This window comes from Gemmatimonadota bacterium (genome assembly GCA_016713785.1).
GTDB lineage: Bacteria > Gemmatimonadota > Gemmatimonadetes > Gemmatimonadales > GWC2-71-9 > JADJOM01.
The window spans coordinates 842,245-860,937 of record JADJOM010000001.1; the positions used below are offsets into that span (position 1 = coordinate 842,245).

At 73.0% G+C, this 18,693-nt stretch carries 18 protein-coding genes; 9 read left to right on the forward strand and 9 right to left on the reverse strand.

All coding sequences use genetic code 11. The features are described from left to right. Positions 1 to 13 precede the first annotated feature (13 nt). Positions 14 to 703 carry a response regulator transcription factor gene (locus IPJ95_03690; protein MBK7922719.1) on the forward strand — a complete coding sequence of 230 codons (690 nt, stop codon included), beginning with the start codon at positions 14 to 16 and terminating at the stop codon, positions 701 to 703. After that, positions 700 to 2,106: a HAMP domain-containing histidine kinase gene (locus IPJ95_03695; protein ID MBK7922720.1), complete on the forward strand. Its 1,407-nt coding sequence runs from the start codon at positions 700 to 702 to the stop codon at positions 2,104 to 2,106. The genes IPJ95_03690 and IPJ95_03695 overlap by 4 nt, the downstream gene beginning before the upstream one ends. Before the next feature lie 4 nt (positions 2,107 to 2,110). Here IPJ95_03695 and IPJ95_03700 read toward each other — a convergent pair whose 3' ends face one another. From IPJ95_03700 to IPJ95_03730, 7 genes are all read right to left on the reverse strand, one after another. Further along, positions 2,111 to 2,848 carry an anti-sigma factor gene (locus IPJ95_03700; GenBank protein ID MBK7922721.1) on the reverse strand — a complete coding sequence of 246 codons (738 nt, stop codon included), beginning with the start codon at positions 2,846 to 2,848 and terminating at the stop codon, positions 2,111 to 2,113. Further along, on the reverse strand, positions 2,845 to 3,363 hold the full coding sequence (locus IPJ95_03705) for a sigma-70 family RNA polymerase sigma factor (protein MBK7922722.1): 519 nt from the start codon (positions 3,361 to 3,363) through the stop codon (positions 2,845 to 2,847). Before IPJ95_03705 ends, IPJ95_03700 begins: the two co-directional genes overlap by 4 nt. A 247-nt stretch (positions 3,364 to 3,610) precedes the next feature. Beyond that, on the reverse strand, positions 3,611 to 4,036 hold the full coding sequence (locus tag IPJ95_03710) for a hypothetical protein (GenBank protein MBK7922723.1): 426 nt from the start codon (positions 4,034 to 4,036) through the stop codon (positions 3,611 to 3,613). A gap of 18 nt (positions 4,037 to 4,054) precedes the next feature. Continuing rightward, positions 4,055 to 6,112 (reverse strand): TonB-dependent receptor, encoded by a 2,058-nt coding sequence (locus IPJ95_03715; protein MBK7922724.1) that lies wholly within the window; start codon positions 6,110 to 6,112, stop codon positions 4,055 to 4,057. Between the two features lie 81 nt (positions 6,113 to 6,193). Continuing rightward, a complete protein-coding gene (locus IPJ95_03720; GenBank protein MBK7922725.1) occupies positions 6,194 to 6,559 on the reverse strand; it encodes a hypothetical protein in 366 nt (121 codons plus the stop codon). Between the two features lie 46 nt (positions 6,560 to 6,605). Continuing rightward, the gene (locus IPJ95_03725; protein ID MBK7922726.1) at positions 6,606 to 7,787 is read right to left on the reverse strand and encodes an aminotransferase class I/II-fold pyridoxal phosphate-dependent enzyme; all 1,182 of its coding nucleotides are present in this window, start codon (positions 7,785 to 7,787) and stop codon (positions 6,606 to 6,608) included. A gap of 53 nt (positions 7,788 to 7,840) precedes the next feature. Then, complete coding sequence (locus IPJ95_03730) at positions 7,841 to 9,553, reverse strand: hypothetical protein (GenBank protein ID MBK7922727.1); 1,713 nt, start codon at positions 9,551 to 9,553, stop codon at positions 7,841 to 7,843. A gap of 165 nt (positions 9,554 to 9,718) precedes the next feature. On the opposite strand from IPJ95_03730, the gene IPJ95_03735 reads away from it, so the two are divergent. Then, entirely contained in the window at positions 9,719 to 10,786 is a 1,068-nt protein-coding gene (locus tag IPJ95_03735; protein MBK7922728.1) for a M20/M25/M40 family metallo-hydrolase, read from the forward strand. 24 nt (positions 10,787 to 10,810) lie between these two features. On the opposite strand, the gene IPJ95_03740 is transcribed toward IPJ95_03735, so the two are convergent. Further along, positions 10,811 to 12,352 (reverse strand): HEAT repeat domain-containing protein, encoded by a 1,542-nt coding sequence (locus tag IPJ95_03740; protein ID MBK7922729.1) that lies wholly within the window; start codon positions 12,350 to 12,352, stop codon positions 10,811 to 10,813. A gap of 125 nt (positions 12,353 to 12,477) precedes the next feature. Here IPJ95_03740 and IPJ95_03745 point away from each other — a divergent pair, with 125 nt between their 5' ends. From IPJ95_03745 to nth, 6 genes are read left to right on the forward strand one after another with little or no spacing between them, the layout of a single operon-like run. Then, positions 12,478 to 13,749: a M28 family peptidase gene (locus IPJ95_03745; protein ID MBK7922730.1), complete on the forward strand. Its 1,272-nt coding sequence runs from the start codon at positions 12,478 to 12,480 to the stop codon at positions 13,747 to 13,749. Beyond that, positions 13,749 to 14,207: a GAF domain-containing protein gene (locus IPJ95_03750; GenBank protein MBK7922731.1), complete on the forward strand. Its 459-nt coding sequence runs from the start codon at positions 13,749 to 13,751 to the stop codon at positions 14,205 to 14,207. Before IPJ95_03745 ends, IPJ95_03750 begins: the two co-directional genes overlap by 1 nt. Next, the gene (locus IPJ95_03755; protein ID MBK7922732.1) at positions 14,204 to 15,070 is read left to right on the forward strand and encodes an alpha/beta fold hydrolase; all 867 of its coding nucleotides are present in this window, start codon (positions 14,204 to 14,206) and stop codon (positions 15,068 to 15,070) included. The genes IPJ95_03750 and IPJ95_03755 overlap by 4 nt, the downstream gene beginning before the upstream one ends. A 12-nt stretch (positions 15,071 to 15,082) precedes the next feature. Next, a complete protein-coding gene (locus IPJ95_03760; GenBank protein ID MBK7922733.1) occupies positions 15,083 to 15,796 on the forward strand; it encodes a hypothetical protein in 714 nt (237 codons plus the stop codon). Then, complete coding sequence (gene polX, locus IPJ95_03765; protein ID MBK7922734.1) at positions 15,793 to 17,523, forward strand: DNA polymerase/3'-5' exonuclease PolX; 1,731 nt, start codon at positions 15,793 to 15,795, stop codon at positions 17,521 to 17,523. The genes IPJ95_03760 and polX overlap by 4 nt, the downstream gene beginning before the upstream one ends. After that, entirely contained in the window at positions 17,520 to 18,218 is a 699-nt protein-coding gene (nth, locus tag IPJ95_03770; protein ID MBK7922735.1) for an endonuclease III, read from the forward strand. The genes polX and nth overlap by 4 nt, the downstream gene beginning before the upstream one ends. Positions 18,219 to 18,230: 12 nt before the next feature. On the opposite strand, the gene IPJ95_03775 is transcribed toward nth, so the two are convergent. Next, a complete protein-coding gene (locus tag IPJ95_03775; GenBank protein MBK7922736.1) occupies positions 18,231 to 18,659 on the reverse strand; it encodes a hypothetical protein in 429 nt (142 codons plus the stop codon). Between the last annotated feature and the right edge of the window lie 34 nt (positions 18,660 to 18,693).

The following is an 18,693-nucleotide window of genomic DNA, read 5'->3' on the forward strand; positions in this document are numbered from 1 at the left end:
GGACGTCACGCATATGCGCGTACTCCTCGTGGAAGACGAGCCCCGCCTGGCGGAAAGCCTCGCCCGCGGCCTCCGTGATGCCGCCCACGCCGTCGACACCGCGGACACGCTCGCGGCCGCCCGGGTCAAGCTGGAGCTGGAGCGCTACGACGCGGTGATCCTGGACGTGAACCTGCCGGACGGCTCCGGCTTCGGGCTGGCGGCGGAGCTGCGCAAGCGCGCGATCCCGGTTCCGATCCTGATGCTGACGGCCCGTGACACGGTGGAGGACCGGGTCCATGGCCTGGACAGCGGCGCGGACGACTACCTGGTGAAGCCGTTCGCCTTCGAGGAGCTGGTGGCGCGGCTGCGGGCGCTGCAGCGCCGCGCGCCGGAAACCCGGCCCGCCCAGATCGTCGTCGCCGACCTGGTGGTGGATCCGGCGGCCCGCGCCGTGACGCGCGCTGGCCGCCCGGTGGAGCTGACCACGACGGAATACGCGCTCCTCGAGTATCTTGCCCGGCAGGCCGGACAGGTCTGCGGCCGGGCCCAGATCAGCGGCGCCGTCTGGGACGAGAACTACGACCCCTTCTCCAACATCATCGACGTCTACGTGTCCCGCATTCGACGCAAGATCGACCAGCCCGGCCTCACGCCGCTGATCCACACGGTCCGTGGCGCGGGCTATTCCCTCGATCCCACCCGGGGCGGCCGCACCGGGTGAATCCGCTCGGGCTCCGGACCCGCCTCGCGCTGGTCTTTGCCACGGGCTTCGCGGTCCTCCTGGGCCTCGGAGCCCTCGGGCTGTACCTCCATCTGGGTCGCAGCTACCGTCGGGATTTCGACCACAGCCTGACCGATGCCGCGCGCAGCGTCCGCTCCCTCTTCGCGATGGACAGCGCCGAGTTCACCAACCCCGCGGGCACCGCCGGGCATGTGGTGGGTGAACTGGCCTATGGTGACCGGACGCTGGTGGCGTTCGACAGCGCGGGCGGGCTGGTGGCGGTGAGCCAGCGCATCCCCGACGAGGCGCACTTCGACGACGTGCCGCCCCGCGGCGAACCGCGCCGGCTGATGACCCTGCAGCTGCGCGACGGTCCGGCCCGCGTGGTCCGGGTGCCGCTGGCGGGCACGGAGGTGGTCATCGCGATGAGCACCCTGCCGCTGGAGCGCCGACTGGTGCGCCTGCGACGCTCGCTCGTGACGGTGCTGCCGCTGATCCTGGTCCTGGGCGCACTCGGCGGCGCCTGGGCATCGGGACTGGTCCTGCGGCCCATCGTGCGGGTGGCGGAGTCGGCCGAGCGGATCGCGGGCGAGGTGGAGCACGGGGCGGCGCGGTTCACCCGGCTGGCGCCCCACGCGGCCGGGGATGAGATCACCACCCTGACCGACGCGCTCAACCTGCTGGTGGAGCGACTCGGGGCCGCGCTGGAGCGGGAGCGCGGCGTCGCGGAGCGGCAGCGGACGTTCCTCGCCGACGTGGCCCACGAGCTGCGCACGCCGGTGGCGATCATCCGCAGCGACGCCGAGGTCACGCTGCGCGCGGCGGCCGACCCGGCGGGCGACCGCGAGGCCCTGGCGCGCATCGCGACCGAGGCGGATGAGCTCGGCGTCCTGGTCGGCGACCTGCTGCTCATCGCCCGGGGCGACAGCCAGGCCCTGCACCCGGCCCGGGACCGGCTCTACCTCGACGACCTGGTGAATCCCGTGCTCGCCCGGGCGCGCGCGCTGCCCACCGCGGCCGGGCGCGAGCTGCGCCACGGCGAGTTCGAGGCGGCCCCGGTGCTGGGCGACCGCAGCATGCTGGAGCGGGCGCTGATGGCCCTGGTGCACAACGCCCTCCTGCATGCCCCCGGCTCCCCCGTGGAGCTGTCGGCCGGGACCAGCGGGGAGGACGGGCAGCGCACCTCGTGGGTGACGGTGCGGGACTTCGGGCCCGGGGTGCCGCTCGAGCAGCGCGAGCGGATCTTCGAGCGCTTCACCCGCGGCAGTACCGCCGCACCCGGCACCGGCCTCGGACTCGCCATCGCCCAATCGATCGCGGAGGCCCATGGCGGCAGCCTCCGCCTGGACCCGGTGCAGCCCGGCGCCGCCTTTACCCTCCGACTCCCCGCCCCGCCCGCCTGACCCCTCAGAGCATCAGGTGCGCCAGCTGCACCCCGGCCGGCGCCCCGCCGCTGGAGCCCGCCGGCTCCATGGTGAGCGCGGCCCCCATCACGTGCCGGGCATTGGGCGGCATCGGCAGGGTCAGGAAGGCGGGCGTCCGGCCGTCCGAGGGCACGGTGACGCTCCGGACCATCCCCGACTCGGTGATGAACCAGAACTGGCAGGTCTCGCCGGCGGGCGGCACCGGGAGCCCGTAGACCACGACGTTCCACCGATGGGTCCGCTCGTCCGCGAAGATCAGCAGCCCGCCCTGCCGGCCGTCCATCGCGATGCTCGCGTGGCGCACCATCGCGGCACCCCGGATGATGCCCAGCGTGTCGCGCACCATCGCCAGCTCCTCCGCCAGGCGGGCCCGTTCGCCGGCCAGCTGGGTCTCGAAGGCACGGGTGGTCGCGAGCGCCCAGAACCAGGCACCCGCAGCCAGCACCAGCGAGGCGGCGAGCGCCGCGGGCACCCACCACCGGGGCGCCCCCCGCCGTGCCCCGAGCGCGCCGGCCACCAGCCGCTGGTTGAGCCCGGGCCGCGGGGCCGCGGGCGGGAGCCCCATCGGCAGCCAGGCCAGGTCCCCTTCCAGCTGCTCCACCGCCTCGCGGCACTCGGCGCAGCCGGCCAGGTGCTCGTGGTAGGCGCGTTCCTCGTCGGGCGCGAGGGCCCGGGCCACGAACGCGGCGCGCTGCTCGACAAACCATGCATGCGGGTTCATACGACCCAATCCCTGATCGAGGCCAGCCCGGCGCGCAGCTTGTCGAAGGCAAGCCGCAGCCGGGTCTTCACGGTACCGAGCGGAACGCCGAGGCGTCCCGCGATCTCCGAATGGGTGAGCCCTTCGAAGTAGGCCAGCTGGACCGCCTCGCGCTGCTCCGGCGGCAGGGCCGCCAGCGCGTGGTGGACGGCGGTGTGCACGTGCCAGCCCGGGGCCGCGGATTCGTCCGGCTCCGTCGCGGCCACGCTCCCCGTACCCAGGGCGCCGTGCGCCTCCAGCCGCCGGACCTTCTCCACCTGGCGTCGTCGCGCGCGCAAGCGATCGACGGCGCGATTGCGCGTGATGCGCAGCAGCCACGGCACCAGCCGCCCGCTCGCGGCATCGAACAGGTCGATCCGGCGCCACGCGATGGTGAACGTCTCCTGCACGACCTCCTCCGCCTCGTCCCGGTCGGTGAGCATCGCCTCGGATACGGCCAGCAACCAGGGCGTGACCAGATCGACCAGCTCCACCAGGGCCCGTTCGTCACGGGCCCGGAGGCCGGCGAGCAGGCCACGCTCCCGCTCCGCGGCCAGCAGGCGCGGACCGGAAGACTCATCCCGTGGGGACGACCGTCGGAAATCGGGCACGGCCAAGAATGGCACCCCGGCCGTCCCGGGCGCCAGAGCCGGAACGCAACGCGCCCCGCTGCAGGCGGGACGATCCCGGGGGATCGTCCCTGTCCCTGCAACGAGGCGCGCGGGCGGCCGGATCTCCCGGCGGCTACTGGATCAGGAACGCCAGCGAGAAGGTGTGCTCATCGGCCAGCGCGTCATGCCCGTATCCGATGGCGACGGTGCCCGTGTCGCCGGCGGTGGCGGTGACCGCGACCCCATGCCGGAAGTGGTGCGCGGCATCCATCGTGGCGGTGAGTCCCGCCGCGGGGGTGAAGGTGAGCAGGCTGAAGTGCTCGTCCTCCGCCACGTCGAGGTTCTCGTCGGACTGGTTGTAGAACGTCACCCGGACGCTGTCAGTGCCGCCGGTGGTCAGGCGGAGCGTGTCATCGGTGACGAGGGTCCCATTCACGGCGACCTCGAACCGGACCGGGGTGTGGTCCTCGGCGGCCGGCTCGTTGCTGTCGCTGCACGCCGCAAGGACGGCGCCGACGGCGAGGAGGGCTAGGCGGGGAAGGCGGTGGGGCATCGACATGTCGGGATTCTCCAGTGATCAGGATCCAGCGAGGGGAAGGCGCAGCGCGGCCCGGAGGGTCCGCGGCGCGCCGGGGTTGATGAAGCCGGACGCGCGGATCTCCGGGTACCGCGCGTTGAACAGGTTCTGCAGGTCGAGGTCGAGCGTGCCGAGGCGGCGCAGCCGGAGCGACGCGCCGATGTCGGAGATGGCATACGGGCGGGTCCGTACCCCCGGCTCGCCGATCGGGGTGAAGGGCCCGGTCCACCGGAGCTGCGCCCGGCCCTCGACGGTCGCGGTGGCCTGCAGGGTGAGCTCCGCGCGGCCGTGGTAGCGGGCGACGCCCGGCACCCTGGCGCCCGGGGTGAGCGGGACGTCATGGAAGCTGGGGCGCGGCGGCGCCACCAGGCTCCCGGGGGTGACCAGCGTCCTGGCGGATTCGCCGGTCGCGCCGGTGATCCTGGCATCGTTGAACGTGCCCTCCACCGCCAGCCGGACCCGCGGGGTGATGGCCACGCCGATGGCTCCCGAGATCCCGCGACGCCGGCTGGTCCCGGCGTCGGAGAGCTGCAGGGAGACGGGATCGAGGATGCGCTCATTCCGCGCGTTGGTCTGGAACAGGGAGAGCTGCCCGGAGACGCGCTCGGCGGTCACCTGGAGCCCGAGCTCACCGGACCAGGCCGTGACCAGCGGCTGCTTGGGATCGGAGATCGTGCCGATGGCGCTGCGGAACCCGCGGCTGGCGGTGGCCACGGCGCTCCACGGCCCGCCGAGCAGCAGCCGGGCCCCCACCTTGGGGGAGACGGCTCCCTGCGTCCGGGAGTGGAACGGATCACCGGGAATCGCCTGGTCGCGGACGCGCACGTGCAGCAGGTCGGCGCGCAGGCCCAGGTCGTACTGCAGCCGGCCGAACACGAATCCGCGCCACCGGGCATAGGCCCCGCCCTGCCGGAACCCGCCGTCGTTGAGCTGGCGGGTCTCGACCCGGTCCCGCCGCACGGTCCCGTAGAGCTGGTAGTCGTCCCAATCCGCGCGGCCGTCGAGGCCCAGCGCCAGGTCGCCCGCGCCCGCCGGGGCCCGCCAGCTGCCGGCGAAGCCCACCGCAGCGCGGCGGTCCCGTTCCTCCTGCTGCGCCACCACGCCATCCTCGGCGATGGACAGGAACACCGTGGACCGGACGCCCTGGGCCCAGCCCTGGAGGTCGAGCTGGGTGCCGTTGGCGAGCGGGTGGAGCAGGGTGCCCTGCAGCACCACCCGCCCGCCGGACCCGCCGTCGGTGCGGTCGGCGGCGCGGGTCAGGCGATGCGCGTTGTAGTCTGCCACCGACAGGAAACCGGGTGAGTCCCACCCCGCCCCGTAGGCGGCCAGGCCGCCCTCGAGCCGGGTGCGGCTCCCGAGCCGCCGCCAGCCGCGCAGCAGGACATTGCCGAGCCAGCTGGCGCTGTTGTCCCGCCAGCCCCCTTCCCGTCGGGCATCCACCGCCACCAGGCTCCCGCCGCTGGCCCCCCGCCGCCCGGTGCGGAACCACCCCGCGGCCTCCCCGGCGCTGGACCCGCCGATCGACGCCGCGCTGCCGGTGGCGTCGACCATCGTGTGCACCTCCACGGCTCCCGCAAAGGCGAAGTTCCCGTAGAGCGGACTCGCGCTGCCATGGATCACCCGGAGCCCGCCCACCGCCGCCGCCGAGAGGATGCTCCAGTCGGCGTAGCCTTCGACGTGTCCGTGCAGCGGCAGGTTCATGGGGACCCCGTCGAGGACGAGCAGCACGTCCGAGGAGTGGTCGGAGGTGAAGCCGCGTATCACCACGTCCGACGCCCAGCCCGGCCCCTGTCCCTGCTCGTGCACCTCGAGGCCGGCGGCGCGCCGCACCAGGTCATAGGCATTGGCCGCCTGTTGCTTCTGCACCACCGCGCCGGGCACCGACACCACCAGCTCGGGGGGCGGCACGGCACGGATCCGCTCCGTGGTCACCTCGAGCGTCTCGAGGACCACGGGCACGGTGTCCCGCGCCTGCCCGGCGAGCGGGGTGGCGGCGAGGACGAGGACGAGCAGCGCCCCGGCCCGGAGGACCGGCGCGCCAGGCACCAGCGGGGCCATGGCAAGCCTTGCGAATGTCAGGCGAGTGTCACGTTGCGCGCCGCGCCAGGATGGCGCGCGCGCACACGGACGGGAACGGGATCAGGCGGGGGAGGGAGGGCCGACGGAGAAGGGAAGGAGCCGGGGCGCCACACGCGGCGGCGCGGCGAGGCGGGGGGCATACGCGGCGGCACGGGCGGGGATGATCGTCGTGAGCTGGACGGCCCGCGACGGCGCGCCGGCGAGGGCGGCACCATGGCACGCGCCGAGGCAGGTGCAGGGTCCCGGATGGTCGTTGGGCTGGGCCGGCGCGGGGCCATGGTGCGCGCCGTGGAGGCCGCTGGGCGCCGCGTGGTCGTGGGCCGGACAATTGTGCGCCCCACTGCCGTCGCTCAGCTGGAGCGCGAGCAGCAGCAGCACCTGCCAGCAGGCGAGGGCTCCGCGGAGGGGGCGCAGGGCAACCGTCATGGCGCCAACGATAGGGACGGTCCGGCTTGCGCGCAAATGACCGGGGTCACCGCTGGACATCCCGGGCGTCGCGGCCCCCGCGCCCCTGCAGGCGCGCGGCCGCCTCGACGAGCAGGTCATCCGTCTTGCAGAAGACGAACCGGACCAGGCGCTGGCCGAGTTCCGGTCGGCTGAAGAAGGACGACCCCGGCACCGGGGCCACCCCGCGCTCCCGCGCCAGCCACTCGGCGAAGGCCGTGTCCGGAAGATCCGACAGCCCGGAGAAGTCGGCCAGGATGTAGTAGGCGCCCTCCGGCAGGGTGCACCGGAAGCCGGCCCGTGCCAGCGCGTCGCCCAGCAGGTCGCGGCGGCGGAGGTACCCGGCGGCCATGCCGTCGTAGTAGTCCGCGCCCAGCTGGTCGAGGGCGGTGGCGAAGGCCTCCTGCAGCGGCGCCGGGGCGCCGACGGTGAGGAAGTCGTGCACCTTGCGGATGGCATCGGTGGCGCCGGCCGGGGCCACGATCGTGCCCAGGCGCCAGCCGGTGATGCTGAAGGTCTTGCTCGCGCCGCTGATCGTCACCGTCCGCTCGCGCATGCCCGGGAGCGTGGCGATCGGGACGTGAGGCGCGCCGTAGCGGATGTGCTCGTAGATCTCGTCGGTGATGGCCCAGGCGTCGTGTCGCTGGCACAGCACCGCGATCCCCTCGAGCTCCTCGCGGGTGAGCACCCGGCCGCTCGGGTTGGCCGGTGTGTTGACGATGATTGCCCGGGTGCGCGGGCCGAACGCCCGGGCCAGGCGGTCGAGGTCGAGTGGCGCCCCGGGCAGGAGCGGCACGAACACCGGCGCGGCGTCGCAGAGGATGGTGTCGGGCCCGTAGTTCTCGTAGAACGGCTCGAAGACGATCACCTCGTCGCCCGGGTCGATCAGCGCCATCAGCGTGGCGATCATCGCCTCGGTGGCGCCGCAGGTCACGGTCACCTCGGCGTCGGGATCCACGGCCATCCCGTACCAGGCGTGGTACTTCCGCGCCACCGCCTCGCGGAGCCGCCGGGCGCCCCAGGTGATGGCGTACTGGTTGATATTGTCGTGGATGGCCCGCGCCGCGGCCTCCTTGAGGAGGTCGGGCGCGGGGAAGTTGGGGAAGCCCTGCGCCAGGTTGATCGCGCCGTGCTGGGCGGCCAGGCGCGACATCCCGCGAATCACCGACTCACGGAAGGCGTGGGTCCGTCGGGCGGGGGGAGGGGTCATGCGGGCAATCTAGCGGTGGCCGGGACCCGCTCCCAGCGCCGGGCGCGCCTCCCTCAGGGCACCCGCGCCGTGGCGAGGACGACATCATCGATCCACATCGCCTGGGCCACCGTGGACCCGGTCCCGATGTAGGGCGCGATCACGAACTGGTTGAACTTCATCGTCGGGTGCTGCGCCGTGCGGAAGAGCACGTTCTGGTGGTCGATGAGCAGCTGCCCGTCGAACCAGTACTGGGCGATGCCGTCGGCCACGCCCTTCCCGCCCTGGATCGTATTGAGCTGGAAGTACGCCTCGACCCGGTGCCAGTCACCCTTGTAGCCGGGACCGGGATTCGGGAGGAACGCCGGGGCAGCGGCCTTCCAGATCTTCTCGTTCCGCCACTGCGTCCCGGACTGGTAGCACGAGTCGGGATACCCGTCGGTCGAGCCATTGCAGCCGGACACCGCGCGGTTTTCCGTCACGCCGGTCAGGTTCACGTTGAGCTTGGTGACGTCGATGTTCAGCGCGTCCTGGATCGACAGGCGGGGGACCCCGCCATTCTGGTAGTTCTGCTCGATGTAGGTGGTGAGGTGGGTGGCCGACGGGCCCACGAAGGCGCCATCCTGGTCGGTGATGACGTGGAATTCGTGGGGGTGGTAGTTCACGCCGGACCCGATCCAGTTGGTGCTGTACTTGACCCAGTAGCTGACGTAGATCCGGTCCGTGGCCGTGAAGAGGTGGCGCACCGCCGCGCCCTTGGCCGGCGTGGTGCTCCCCGTGGCCCAGGCCATCTGCAGCGCCCCCGCGCCGCCATGCTGGCCGGTCGCCACCACGGCCGGGTTGGTGTTGTCGTACCACCCGCGGCCCGAGACGCTGGCGTCGTCAAAGCCCTCGGTGAGCAGGACGGTGCCTCCGCCCGGCGTCGTGGTGTCGCGGATGCTCACCAGCGCGGTGTCCGCATGGCCCTGATACCCCGCCACCACCCGGAACGACCCCGCCGTGGCCCCCGCCTGGTAACTCCCCCCCTGGCTCACGGTGCCACCGGTTGCCGTCCATGATGCGCCAACGGCTCCCGAGGAGCCGTCGCTGTAGCTGCCCGTCGCACTGAAGGCGGTGGTACTCCCCGGGTCGACCGTGACGGCGGCGGGCGTCACGGTGACTGCGGTCAGCGTGGGTGCCGGTGTCGTGGTGTCCCGAATGGTCACCAGGGCGGTGTCGGTGAAGCCCAGGTGCGAGGCGATGACCCGGAAGGCCCCGGCGGCGGCGCCCGCATGGTAGCTGCCCCCCTGCGTGACGGAGCCACCGGTCGCGTTCCAGGAAGCAACCACCGCGGCATTCGAGCCGTCGCTGAAACTGCCCACGGCGCTGAAGCCGGCCGTGGCCCCCGGGTCGAGGGTCAGGGACGCCGGCTGGACGCTGAGCCCAGCGAGGGAGGGGCCGCCCGCGCCCGCAATCGATACGACGGCCGTGTCCGCGTGCAGGAAGTCAGCGGTGACCACGATCACCATGAACGACCCGGCGGCCACCCCCGCGTGGTAGACGCCCGCGCCGGTGACGGTCCCTCCCGTCGAGGCCCAGCTCACCGGCACTGAGCCGGAACTGCCATCGGAATACTCCGCGACCGCGGCGAAGTCGAACGAATCCCCGGCGGCGAGCGCGACATTCGCCGGGGTGATCACCACCCGCTCGAGGACCGGCTCGGGATCCAGACCTCCACTCTTTTCCGGGGCGGCGCAGGCGGCAAGCAGGGCAATGGCAAGGGCGGCGTGAGAACGCAGAGCAGGCACGAACGTCACTCGTTATTGGGTTACCCCCAGTATCGGCATTCGGGGCCCCCGGCTCAACGACGCCGCTACCACTATAGAAGTGATCCTCGTCACTCCTGTCGCGCCCGCTGGACAATCGGCGGTGTCGCGCCAGATTCCCCTTCCCCGTCCACCATCGAAACGATCATGGAATCGCGCTCGCTGACCTTCCTCAAGTCGCTGCTCGACTCGCCCGGCCCATCCTCCTACGAGACCCTCCCCGCCCGCGCGTGGCGGGCCCAGGCCGAGGGCTTCGCCACCGAGGTGCAGGCCGACGTGAGCGGCAACTCGTTCGCGACGCTCAATCCCGCCGCCTCGCCGCGGGTGATGCTCGCCGGCCATATCGACGAGATCGGGCTGATGGTGACCTACATCGACGAGGAAGGGTTCCTCAGCTTCGATACCATCGGCGGGTGGGACCACCAAGTCTTTGTGGGCCAGCGGGTGCAGCTGCTCACCCGGGGCGGCCTGGTCGCGGGGGTGATCGGGAAGAAGGCCATCCACCTCATGGAGAAGGACGACCGCGAGAAAGTCTCCAAGGCCGACGACCTGTGGATCGACATCGGCGCCGCGAACCGGGCCGGCGCCGCCGCGCAGGTGCGGATCGGCGATCCCGGGGTGCTCGCCGCCAGCGTCCTCGAATTCCCGAACGGGCGGCTGGTCAGCCGCTCGCTCGACAACCGGGTGGGGGCCTTCGTGGTGCTGGAGGCGCTCCGGCTGCTCGCCGCCGACCGCCCCGTGGCGCGGGTCACGGCCGCCGCCACCACGCGCGAGGAGATCAGCTACACCGGTGGCGGGGCCCGCACCGGCGCCGCGGCGCTCGCGGCCGACGTGGCCGTGGTGGTCGACGTCACCCACGCCACCGATTATCCGGGGGTCGAGAAGCGGAAGCACGGCGAGTACAAGCTGGGCAGCGGCCCCGCCCTCACCCGCGGCGCGGCGATCAACCCGGTGGTGTTCGATCTCCTCGTGGCCACGGCCGAGGCGGAAGGCATCCCGTACACCATCGAGGCCGCGCCACGGGACACCAGCACCGACGCCGACAACATCTTCACGGCGCTCAAGGGCGTGGCCACCGCGCTGGTGTCGGTGCCGCTGCGCTACATGCACAGCCCGAACGAGATGGTGGCGCTGGAGGACCTGGACCGGACGGCACGGCTGCTGGCGGGATTTGCGCGGCGGGTCACGCCGGCGACGGATTTCGTGCCGCGGTAGGCGGCGCCGGGCTGCCGCGCCGGCTCACTCCCAGAGGGTCTGCAACGCCTTTTCCGCGGCGGCGCGGACCTCGCGGTCCTCATCCCCCAGCAGTTCCTTGAGCGCGTTGGATCCGGAAGGGCCGGCCACATGCAGGCCCGCCACCGCGGCCAGCCGCACGCTCTGGGGCTTGCGCCGGAACAGCCGCCCACCCGGCTCCGCGGCCTTGCTCAGGGCCAGGATCGCGTCGTTGGACGCGATCCGCCCCAGCGCCAGGTACATCTCCCGCTGCACGTCGGGCTTGGACTCCGCGTCGGCGGCCACCGCCAGCGTCATCGCCAGGCTGCGGTTCTTCCGGCCGTCGAGGTCCTTGGCGGCCTGGAGCCGGACCCCGGGCAGCGGGTCCTTGAGCGCGCGGCGCAGCGGTTCCACCGCCCCCGCGCCACCGATCCTGCCCAGCGCCCCCGCCACCGCCCGCCGCACCCGCTCGTCGTCGTGCGCAACCTGCCGGGCCAGGCCATGCACCGCGCTCTCCAGCCGCAGCTCGCCGCAGAGGTCGGCCACGTTGCGCACCACGAACCACTGGTCGTGGCTCAGCATGTGGACCAGCAGCTCGCCCCCCTCGGTCATCTCCTTGAGGGCGTTGAAGTACGCGCGCCGCTGCCCCACCTCCTCGGCGTTCACCAGGGCGTTGAGCAGCACCTCCGTGCCGTCCACCCCCATCCGCCGCAGCACGGTGATCGCCTCGGCCTTCATGTCGCCGTGGGCGGTCATCCGCACCAGCTGTTCCAGCGTCGAGCGGGGCAGCATCCGCCGCAGCGCGATGCCGTAGCCGCGCCCGTCCCCGCCGTGCCCCTGGTCCTTGCGCTCCAGCTCCACCAGTCCGTGCGCGGCCATCAGCAGCTGCCGCCATTCCTTCTGCCGCGCGGCGAACTCCCCGGTCGCGATCAGCTGGTTGAGCAGCTCGTTGCGCGCCGCCGAGGACTGCGCGTGGGAGATCTGGTCCACCAGCTCGTCGGTGGGGCTCACCGTGTGGGTCTGCATGGTGACGAAATGCATCATGCCGACCTTGGCCTCGGTGAGCGCGTCCGGGCCGATGGCGGTGATGTGCCCCTCGTCGTCCACCTTGTCGCCCTTGGCCGCCGGACGCGGATCGACCGTCGGGGCGGCCCGGGCGGCCGGCTTGAGCGCGTCCTCGAGCGGCAGGACCGGGATCACCCCGCATCCCGCGGCGTCGAGCCGGGCGCTCAGGTGGTCGAAGGAGCCGTAGGTTCCCGGGGGCGCCGCGAGGATCCGCACCAGCGACAGCAGCGTGGAACTCATGAGCCCCGAGGGAATCCGCACCTCGCCGACGCCGTGCTGGCGGAACTGGTCGTGCAGCGCGGCCACCTCGCCCCGGCCCACCGGGATCTCGATGTGGTCCCAGCGGAATCCCGCCTGGGTCACCCGGAGCTGGTGGTCCCCGTCCGGCAGGTTGGCCGTGAGGCGCCGGAATGCCTGCTTTTGCTCCTCCTTCTTGTCCGGGTGATCCCGGAACAGGAGGAGGATGCTGGCGAAGTCGGAGAGGATGCCCGCGGGTGTGGTCATGGGATGGGGGTTTCCGACCCCAAGATAAGTTCTACCATCAAGCGCAGCAATAGGTTAGGCACCCATTGGCGGGCAGGGCAGACCCCGGCTTCAACCGGCCCCGGGCCAGCACTAGCTTTGTGCCCATGTCGATCCGCCTCCGAGTCGCCCCCCTCCTGCTGCTGGGGGCCGTGCCCTTCGCCGCCCCGCTGGCGGCCCAGTCCACCGCCGACGCGGTGGCCCTCCTCAACGACGTGCGGACCCTGGCCGCCGACTCACTCGGTGGCCGCCTCATCGGGTCGCCAGGGGCGGACAGTGCTGCCGCGTTCCTCTCCCGCCGCTTCAAGCAGGCCGGCCTCCGACCGGCACCCGGGGGCTGGTTCCAGCCCTTCACCGTCGCGGCCGATGCCCCCGCGGCGCGGGGCACGGGCATCGGCGGCGCGGTGGGCCGGAACGTGATCGGGGTGCTGGCGGGCCGCGACCCGACGCTCCGCAACGAGATCGTGGTGGTGGGCGCGCACTACGACCACCTGGGGGCCGGCCGCTTCGGCGCGCTCGACCCCGACAGCGCGGGCCGGGTGCACAACGGCGCCGACGACAACGCCTCCGGGGCGAGCGCCCTGGTGCACATCGCCCGGAAGCTCGCCGCCAGCCGCCCCGCGCGCACCGTCGTGTTCGTGGCCTTCAGCGGCGAGGAGGAGGGACTGCTCGGGTCGGACTACTACGTGAAGCACCCCGTCTTCCCGCTGGCCCGGACCTATGCCATGGTGAACATGGACATGGTGGGACGGCTGCGGGAGAACCGGCTGCTGGTCTACGGGGCGGCCACCGCGCAGGAGTTCCCGGCGCTGCTCGATTCGCTCAACCTCACGGCCGGCTTCGACCTGCGCGCCTCGGGCGACGGCTGGGGCCGCAGCGACCAGTCCTCGTTCTACGCCGCCGGCAAACCCGTCCTGCACGTCTTCACCGACCTGCACGAGGACTACCACCGCGCCAGCGACGACTGGGAGAAGATCAACGCCGACGGCCTGGCGCAGGTGGCCGACTTCACCGCGGCCATCGTGCGGACCCTCGCCAACCGTCGGGAGCCGCTGGTGTTCGTGAACGTGCCCCCGCCGCAGGTCGCGGCCGGCGGCCAGTCCTCCGGCTACGGCGCCTACCTCGGCACCATCCCCGACATGTCGGAGAACCCGGGTGGGGTGCGGCTCACCGGCGTCCGCGCCGGGAGCCCGGCCGAGAAGGCGGGGCTCCGGGGCAATGACATCATCCTGTGGATCGGCGAGACGAAGATCCCCGACCTCCAGGCCATGACCGGGGTGCTCCGGCAGCACAAGCCCGGCGACGTGATCGAGGTGCGGTTCCTGCGGGACGGGGCCGAGCAGCGCACCAGCGTGACCCTGGGCACCCGGGGCGGCTGATGGCGGCCGTCCTCGACCCGCTCCCGATCGTGGCGGGGCTCCGCGGGCTCTTCTGCAAGGACGCCGGGCGCGCGGCGCTGCTGCAGTACGCCGCCGACCGGATCCGCGCCGCGGGCGCGCCATATACCTCGGTCTACCTCTACATGCTCCACGGCGACACCCTCGAACTCGAGGCGTGGAGCGGACGGGAGACGGAGCACACCCGCATCGCCGTCGGCAAGGGCGTCTGCGGCACCGCGGTGGCGACCGGCACCGACCAGAACATCGGCGACGTGCGCGCCGTGGGCAATTACATCGCCTGCAACACCTTCACCCGCTCCGAGCTGGTGGTGCTGATCCGCCGCGGCGCGACCATCCTGGGACAGATCGACGTCGACAGCGACGTCCCCGATCCCTTCCGTCCCGACGAGGAAGCCGCGGTCCGGGCGGTGGCCGACGGACTCGCCAGCCTGCTGTGATTCCCCTCCAGCCGACGGGCGGCGCCCACGCCGAGCGCACCCGGCGCCTGCCGGCCGGCGAGGTGACGCTGTTCGAGCGGCGGGTGGGCAATGGCCCGCCGGTGGTGGTGCTGCACGGCGGGCCCGGCGCGCACCACGATTACCTGCTCCCTGGCTTCGATACCCTCGTCGCCGGCCGCGAGCTGATCTATTACGACCAGCGCGGCGGCGGCCGCTCCCCGGTGGGACGCGAGGTGCCGGTCGGCTGGCGCGAGCAGGTGGCCGACCTCGAGGCGCTGCGCGCGGCCTGGGACCTGCCGCGCCTCACCCTCGCCGGCTACTCCTGGGGCGGGCTGCTGGCGCTGCTCTACGCCCTGGAGCATCCGGGCCGGGTCCAGCGCCTGGCGCTGGTCTCCCCCGCCCCGGCCTGGCGCGCGGCCCGGGACGAATTCGAGCGCCGCTTCGAGGCGCGCACCCTGGCCCCGGCGCTGCAGGAAGCCCGGCGCACGCTGCGGGACAGCGGCCTGCGGGAGCGGGATCCGGCCGCCCACGCGGCGCGCCTCTTCGAGCTCGCGGTGGCGGGCTACTTCCACGACCCCGCCCGTGCCACGGCGCTCACCCCGTTCCGCGTCACCGAGCGCACCCGGGCCGAGGTGTGGACCTCGCTCGGCGAGTTCGACTTGCGGCCGGCGCTCCGCGCCCTCACCGTGCCGGCGCTCGTCCTGCACGGCGATGACGACCCGATCCCGCACGAGGCCTCCCGCGAACTGGCCACCTGCCTCGGCGCGGCCTTCCACCTGGTGCCGGCGTGCGGGCACGTCCCCTATGTGGAGGCGCCGGAGGCGTTCCACCGGGTGATGGACGCCTTTCTCCCGCGGCCCTAGCTTTCCCCGCCCATGCGCCGCACTCCCTACGAGATCGCCTTCGGCCCCGACGCCGAGCCCCGCTTCGAACTGCTGCGGGAGTCGCTGGCGCGCGGGGGCCGGGACCCGCACGACGCCGACGCCTTCGTCCTCGATCCTGAGGTAGTGCGGTACCTGCGCGAACTGGTGCCCGAGGAGGGCGTGGGCGAGGCCGTCGCGGAGCACGTGGCGCTGCTGCATCACGCCTATCTCTATTGGGCCTCGGGCGGGTGGTTGCTCGGCCTCTCGCCCGAGCGGGCCCAGGCGCTCCTCACCACGGGGTTGCCGCTGCCCCCGGGCGACACCGCGCCTCCCGCCACGTACTACGTCCAGTTTCCCGAGCGAGTGGTCTGGGCCGCGCTGGCCCCCGACGAGCCGCACCAGCCGCTCGACGGGCTCTTCGTGCGCCCGTGGCCGGGCGGCGGCCTGTTCGCGCTGGCGGTCTTCGGGCTCCACCCGGGACAGGCGGGATTCAGCGTGGTGGCGGTGGACGGCTACCCCCCCGTGGCGCCCGTCCGTGCGGACGGCGCGCCGCTCTTTGCCCCCGTGCTCGCGGGCGGCGCCGCGGCCGGGCTGCATTCGATCACGGGCGAGGAAGAGCTGCTCGAGCTCGCCGCCCGCACCGTGCCGCTCGCCGCGGAGAGCCGGGCCTGCGCCGGCGCGAGCCACCGGCCGCACCAGGCCGTGGAACTCGGGAGCCTCGCGTGACCGACCAGAAGACCATCGCCCAGGTGCTGGAGCAGATCGCCGCGTTCCTGGAACTGCAGGGGGAAAACCCGTTCCGGGTGCGGGCCTTCCGGAGCGCGGCCAAGGCGGTGGGAGCGCTTTCCGGCAGCGTGGCCGATGCGCTCGCCGATGGCTCGCTCGCCGCCACCAAGGGCGTCGGTCCGGCCACGCTCGCGATCGTCCAGGAGGTCGCCGCCAGCGGCCGCTCCTCGCTGCTCGATGAGCTGCGCGGCCAGGTGCCCGCCGGCCTGGTGGAGATGCTGCAGATCTCCGGGCTCGGCGTGGCCAAGATCCGCCAGATCCACGAGACCCTGGGCATCGACTCCCTGCCGGAGCTCGAGGCCGCCGCGCGCGACGGGCGGCTGGCGCGGCTGCCGCGCTTCGGCCAGAAGACGGCGGAGAACATCCTCAAGGGCATCGCGTTCCTGCGCACGGCCAGCGGCTTCCGGCTGGCCCACCACGCCGCCGACGAGGCGGCCGGGCTGCGCGAGGCCCTCGCCGCCCTGCCGGGCGTGAGCGCGGCAATCATCGCGGGCGACGTGCGGCGGCGGATGGAGGTGGTGCGCGGCCTCTCGATCGTGCTGGTGGCCGACGTGGCCCCGGAGGAGATCTACCGGCGCATCGGGGCACTCCCCGGGGTCCACGAGTTCTCGGGCCAGGACGAGCGGCGGGTGACGCTGCGGGTCAGTGGCGGCGCGGAGGCGCAGGTGGTGGTCACCACCCCGCGCAACGTCGGCGGCGTGCTGGTCCAGGCCACCGGCAGCGACGCGCACCTGGCCCAGCTGGCGGTCCACGCCAGGGACCGGGGCTTCACCTTCGACGGCGCGGCGCTGTGGCACGGCAGCACGTTCGTCCCCACCGCCGATGAGGCGGCGTTCTATGCCGCGCTTGGCCTGGCCGAGATCCCGCCGGAGCTGCGCGAGGGCCGGGGGGAGATCGCCGCCGCCGCCGCGGGCACGCTGCCCACCCTGCTCGAGCCGGACGACCTGCGCGGCTTCCTGCACTGCCACACCACGGCCTCCGATGGCACCAACACCGTGGCGGAGCTGGCGGAGGCCTGCCGGGAGCAGGGCTACGCGTGGATGGGCATCACCGACCACAGCAAGGCCGCGGCCTACGCCGGCGGGTTGTCGGTCGCGGACCTGCAGCGCCAGGCCGCGGAGATCGACGCCCTCAACGCCGCCGGCCCCGGCATCCGGGTCCTCAAGGGCATCGAGGTGGACATCCTTGGCGATGGCCTCCTCGACTACGAGGACCCCGTGCTGGCCCAGCTCGATTTCGTGATCGGCTCGATCCACAGCCGCTTCAGCCAGAGCCGGCCGGAGATGACGGCGCGGGTGCTGGCCGCGATGGACAATCCGCACCTCGCCATCCTGGGCCACCCCACCGGCCGGTTGCTGCTCTCGCGGGACCCCTACCAGATCGACATGGAGGCGGTCATCGCCAAGGCCATCGCCTCCGGGGTGGCAATCGAGATCAACGCCGACCCCCACCGCCTCGACCTCGACTGGCGCCTGCTGCGCGAGGCCCGCGACGCCGGCCTGCGGATCTCGATCGGCGCCGACGCCCACAACCTGGCGGGGATCCGCAACGTCGCGTTTGGCGTGGGGATCGCCCGGAAGGGCTGGCTCACCCGCGCGGACGTGCTGAACACCCTCGCGGTCGACGGGTTCCTGGCACACGTGGCGGCCCGGCGGGCGCGGGCGTGAGCCCCGCCAGGCGGACGCCGGCGAAGCCGCCCCGCTCCAAGCCGGCGCCCCGCCGCGGCGCGGCGCCGCCCGCGGAGCGGATCTCTCCAGTCCTGGCCCGGCTCAAGGCGGCCTACCCGGATGCGCACTGCGCGCTCGACCACGCCGACGCCTACCAGCTGCTGGTCGCCACGATCCTGAGCGCCCAGTGCACCGACGCCCGCGTGAACCTGGTGACGCCGGCGATCTTTGCGCGCTTCCCCGGCCCGGCCCAGCTGGCCCGCGCCCGTCAGGCCGACGTCGAGGCGCTGGTGCAGTCCACCGGGTTCTTCCGCAACAAGGCGAAGAACCTGATCGCGATGGCCCAGGCGGTCATGCTGGAGCACGGCGGCGAGATCCCGCGGACCATGGCCGCGCTGCATGCGCTGCCCGGCGTGGGGCGCAAGACCGCCAACGTGGTGCTCGGCAACGCCTTCGGGCTGAACGAGGGGGTCACCGTCGACACCCACGTGACCCGCCTCGCGGGCCTGCTCCGGCTCACCCGGCACACCGACCCCGTGAAGATCGAGCAGGACCTCATGCGGCTGGTGCCGCGCGAGGACTGGACGCTCGTCTCCCACCTGCTGATCCTGCATGGTCGCGCCGCGTGCATCGCGCGGCGGCCGCAGTGCGATGGCTGCGTCCTCCGGGAGCTGTGCCCCGGGGCCACACGCTAGCGGCCGCGCGCCTCAGCGACCGGTCAGGATCGTGCTGGCCATGCGCTGGAGCGCGTCCGCCATCTCACCGTCGCACTTGGCCGTCGGCTGGCCATCCTTCCCCTTCGGCACCGCGTAGAGCGCCTCGGAGGCCACCGTCGACTCCCCGGCACTGCCGCTCACCCGGTAGGTGACGTGGAGGCGGCAGGAGAGCGGATCGGCCTCGAGCGTACCAGGCTTGGGATGGCGCACGCCGTAGATGAGGCCGTTGATGGAGTCCTGCACTTCAAAGGAGAACACCTCCGCGGTCATGGCCCGCTTGGCGCGCACCCAGGCGGAGTCCTTCCCGACCGGGACGACGCTGCTGGCCTGGGCGCTGGGGCCCGCCATGAGCCCGGTGCAGGCCGGGAGCAGGGCGCAGGCAGTGGCCAGGGCAAAGGACGCGCGGAACAGGGAACGCATACGGGGGCCTCGGGTCTGGGGGATGGGGACAACG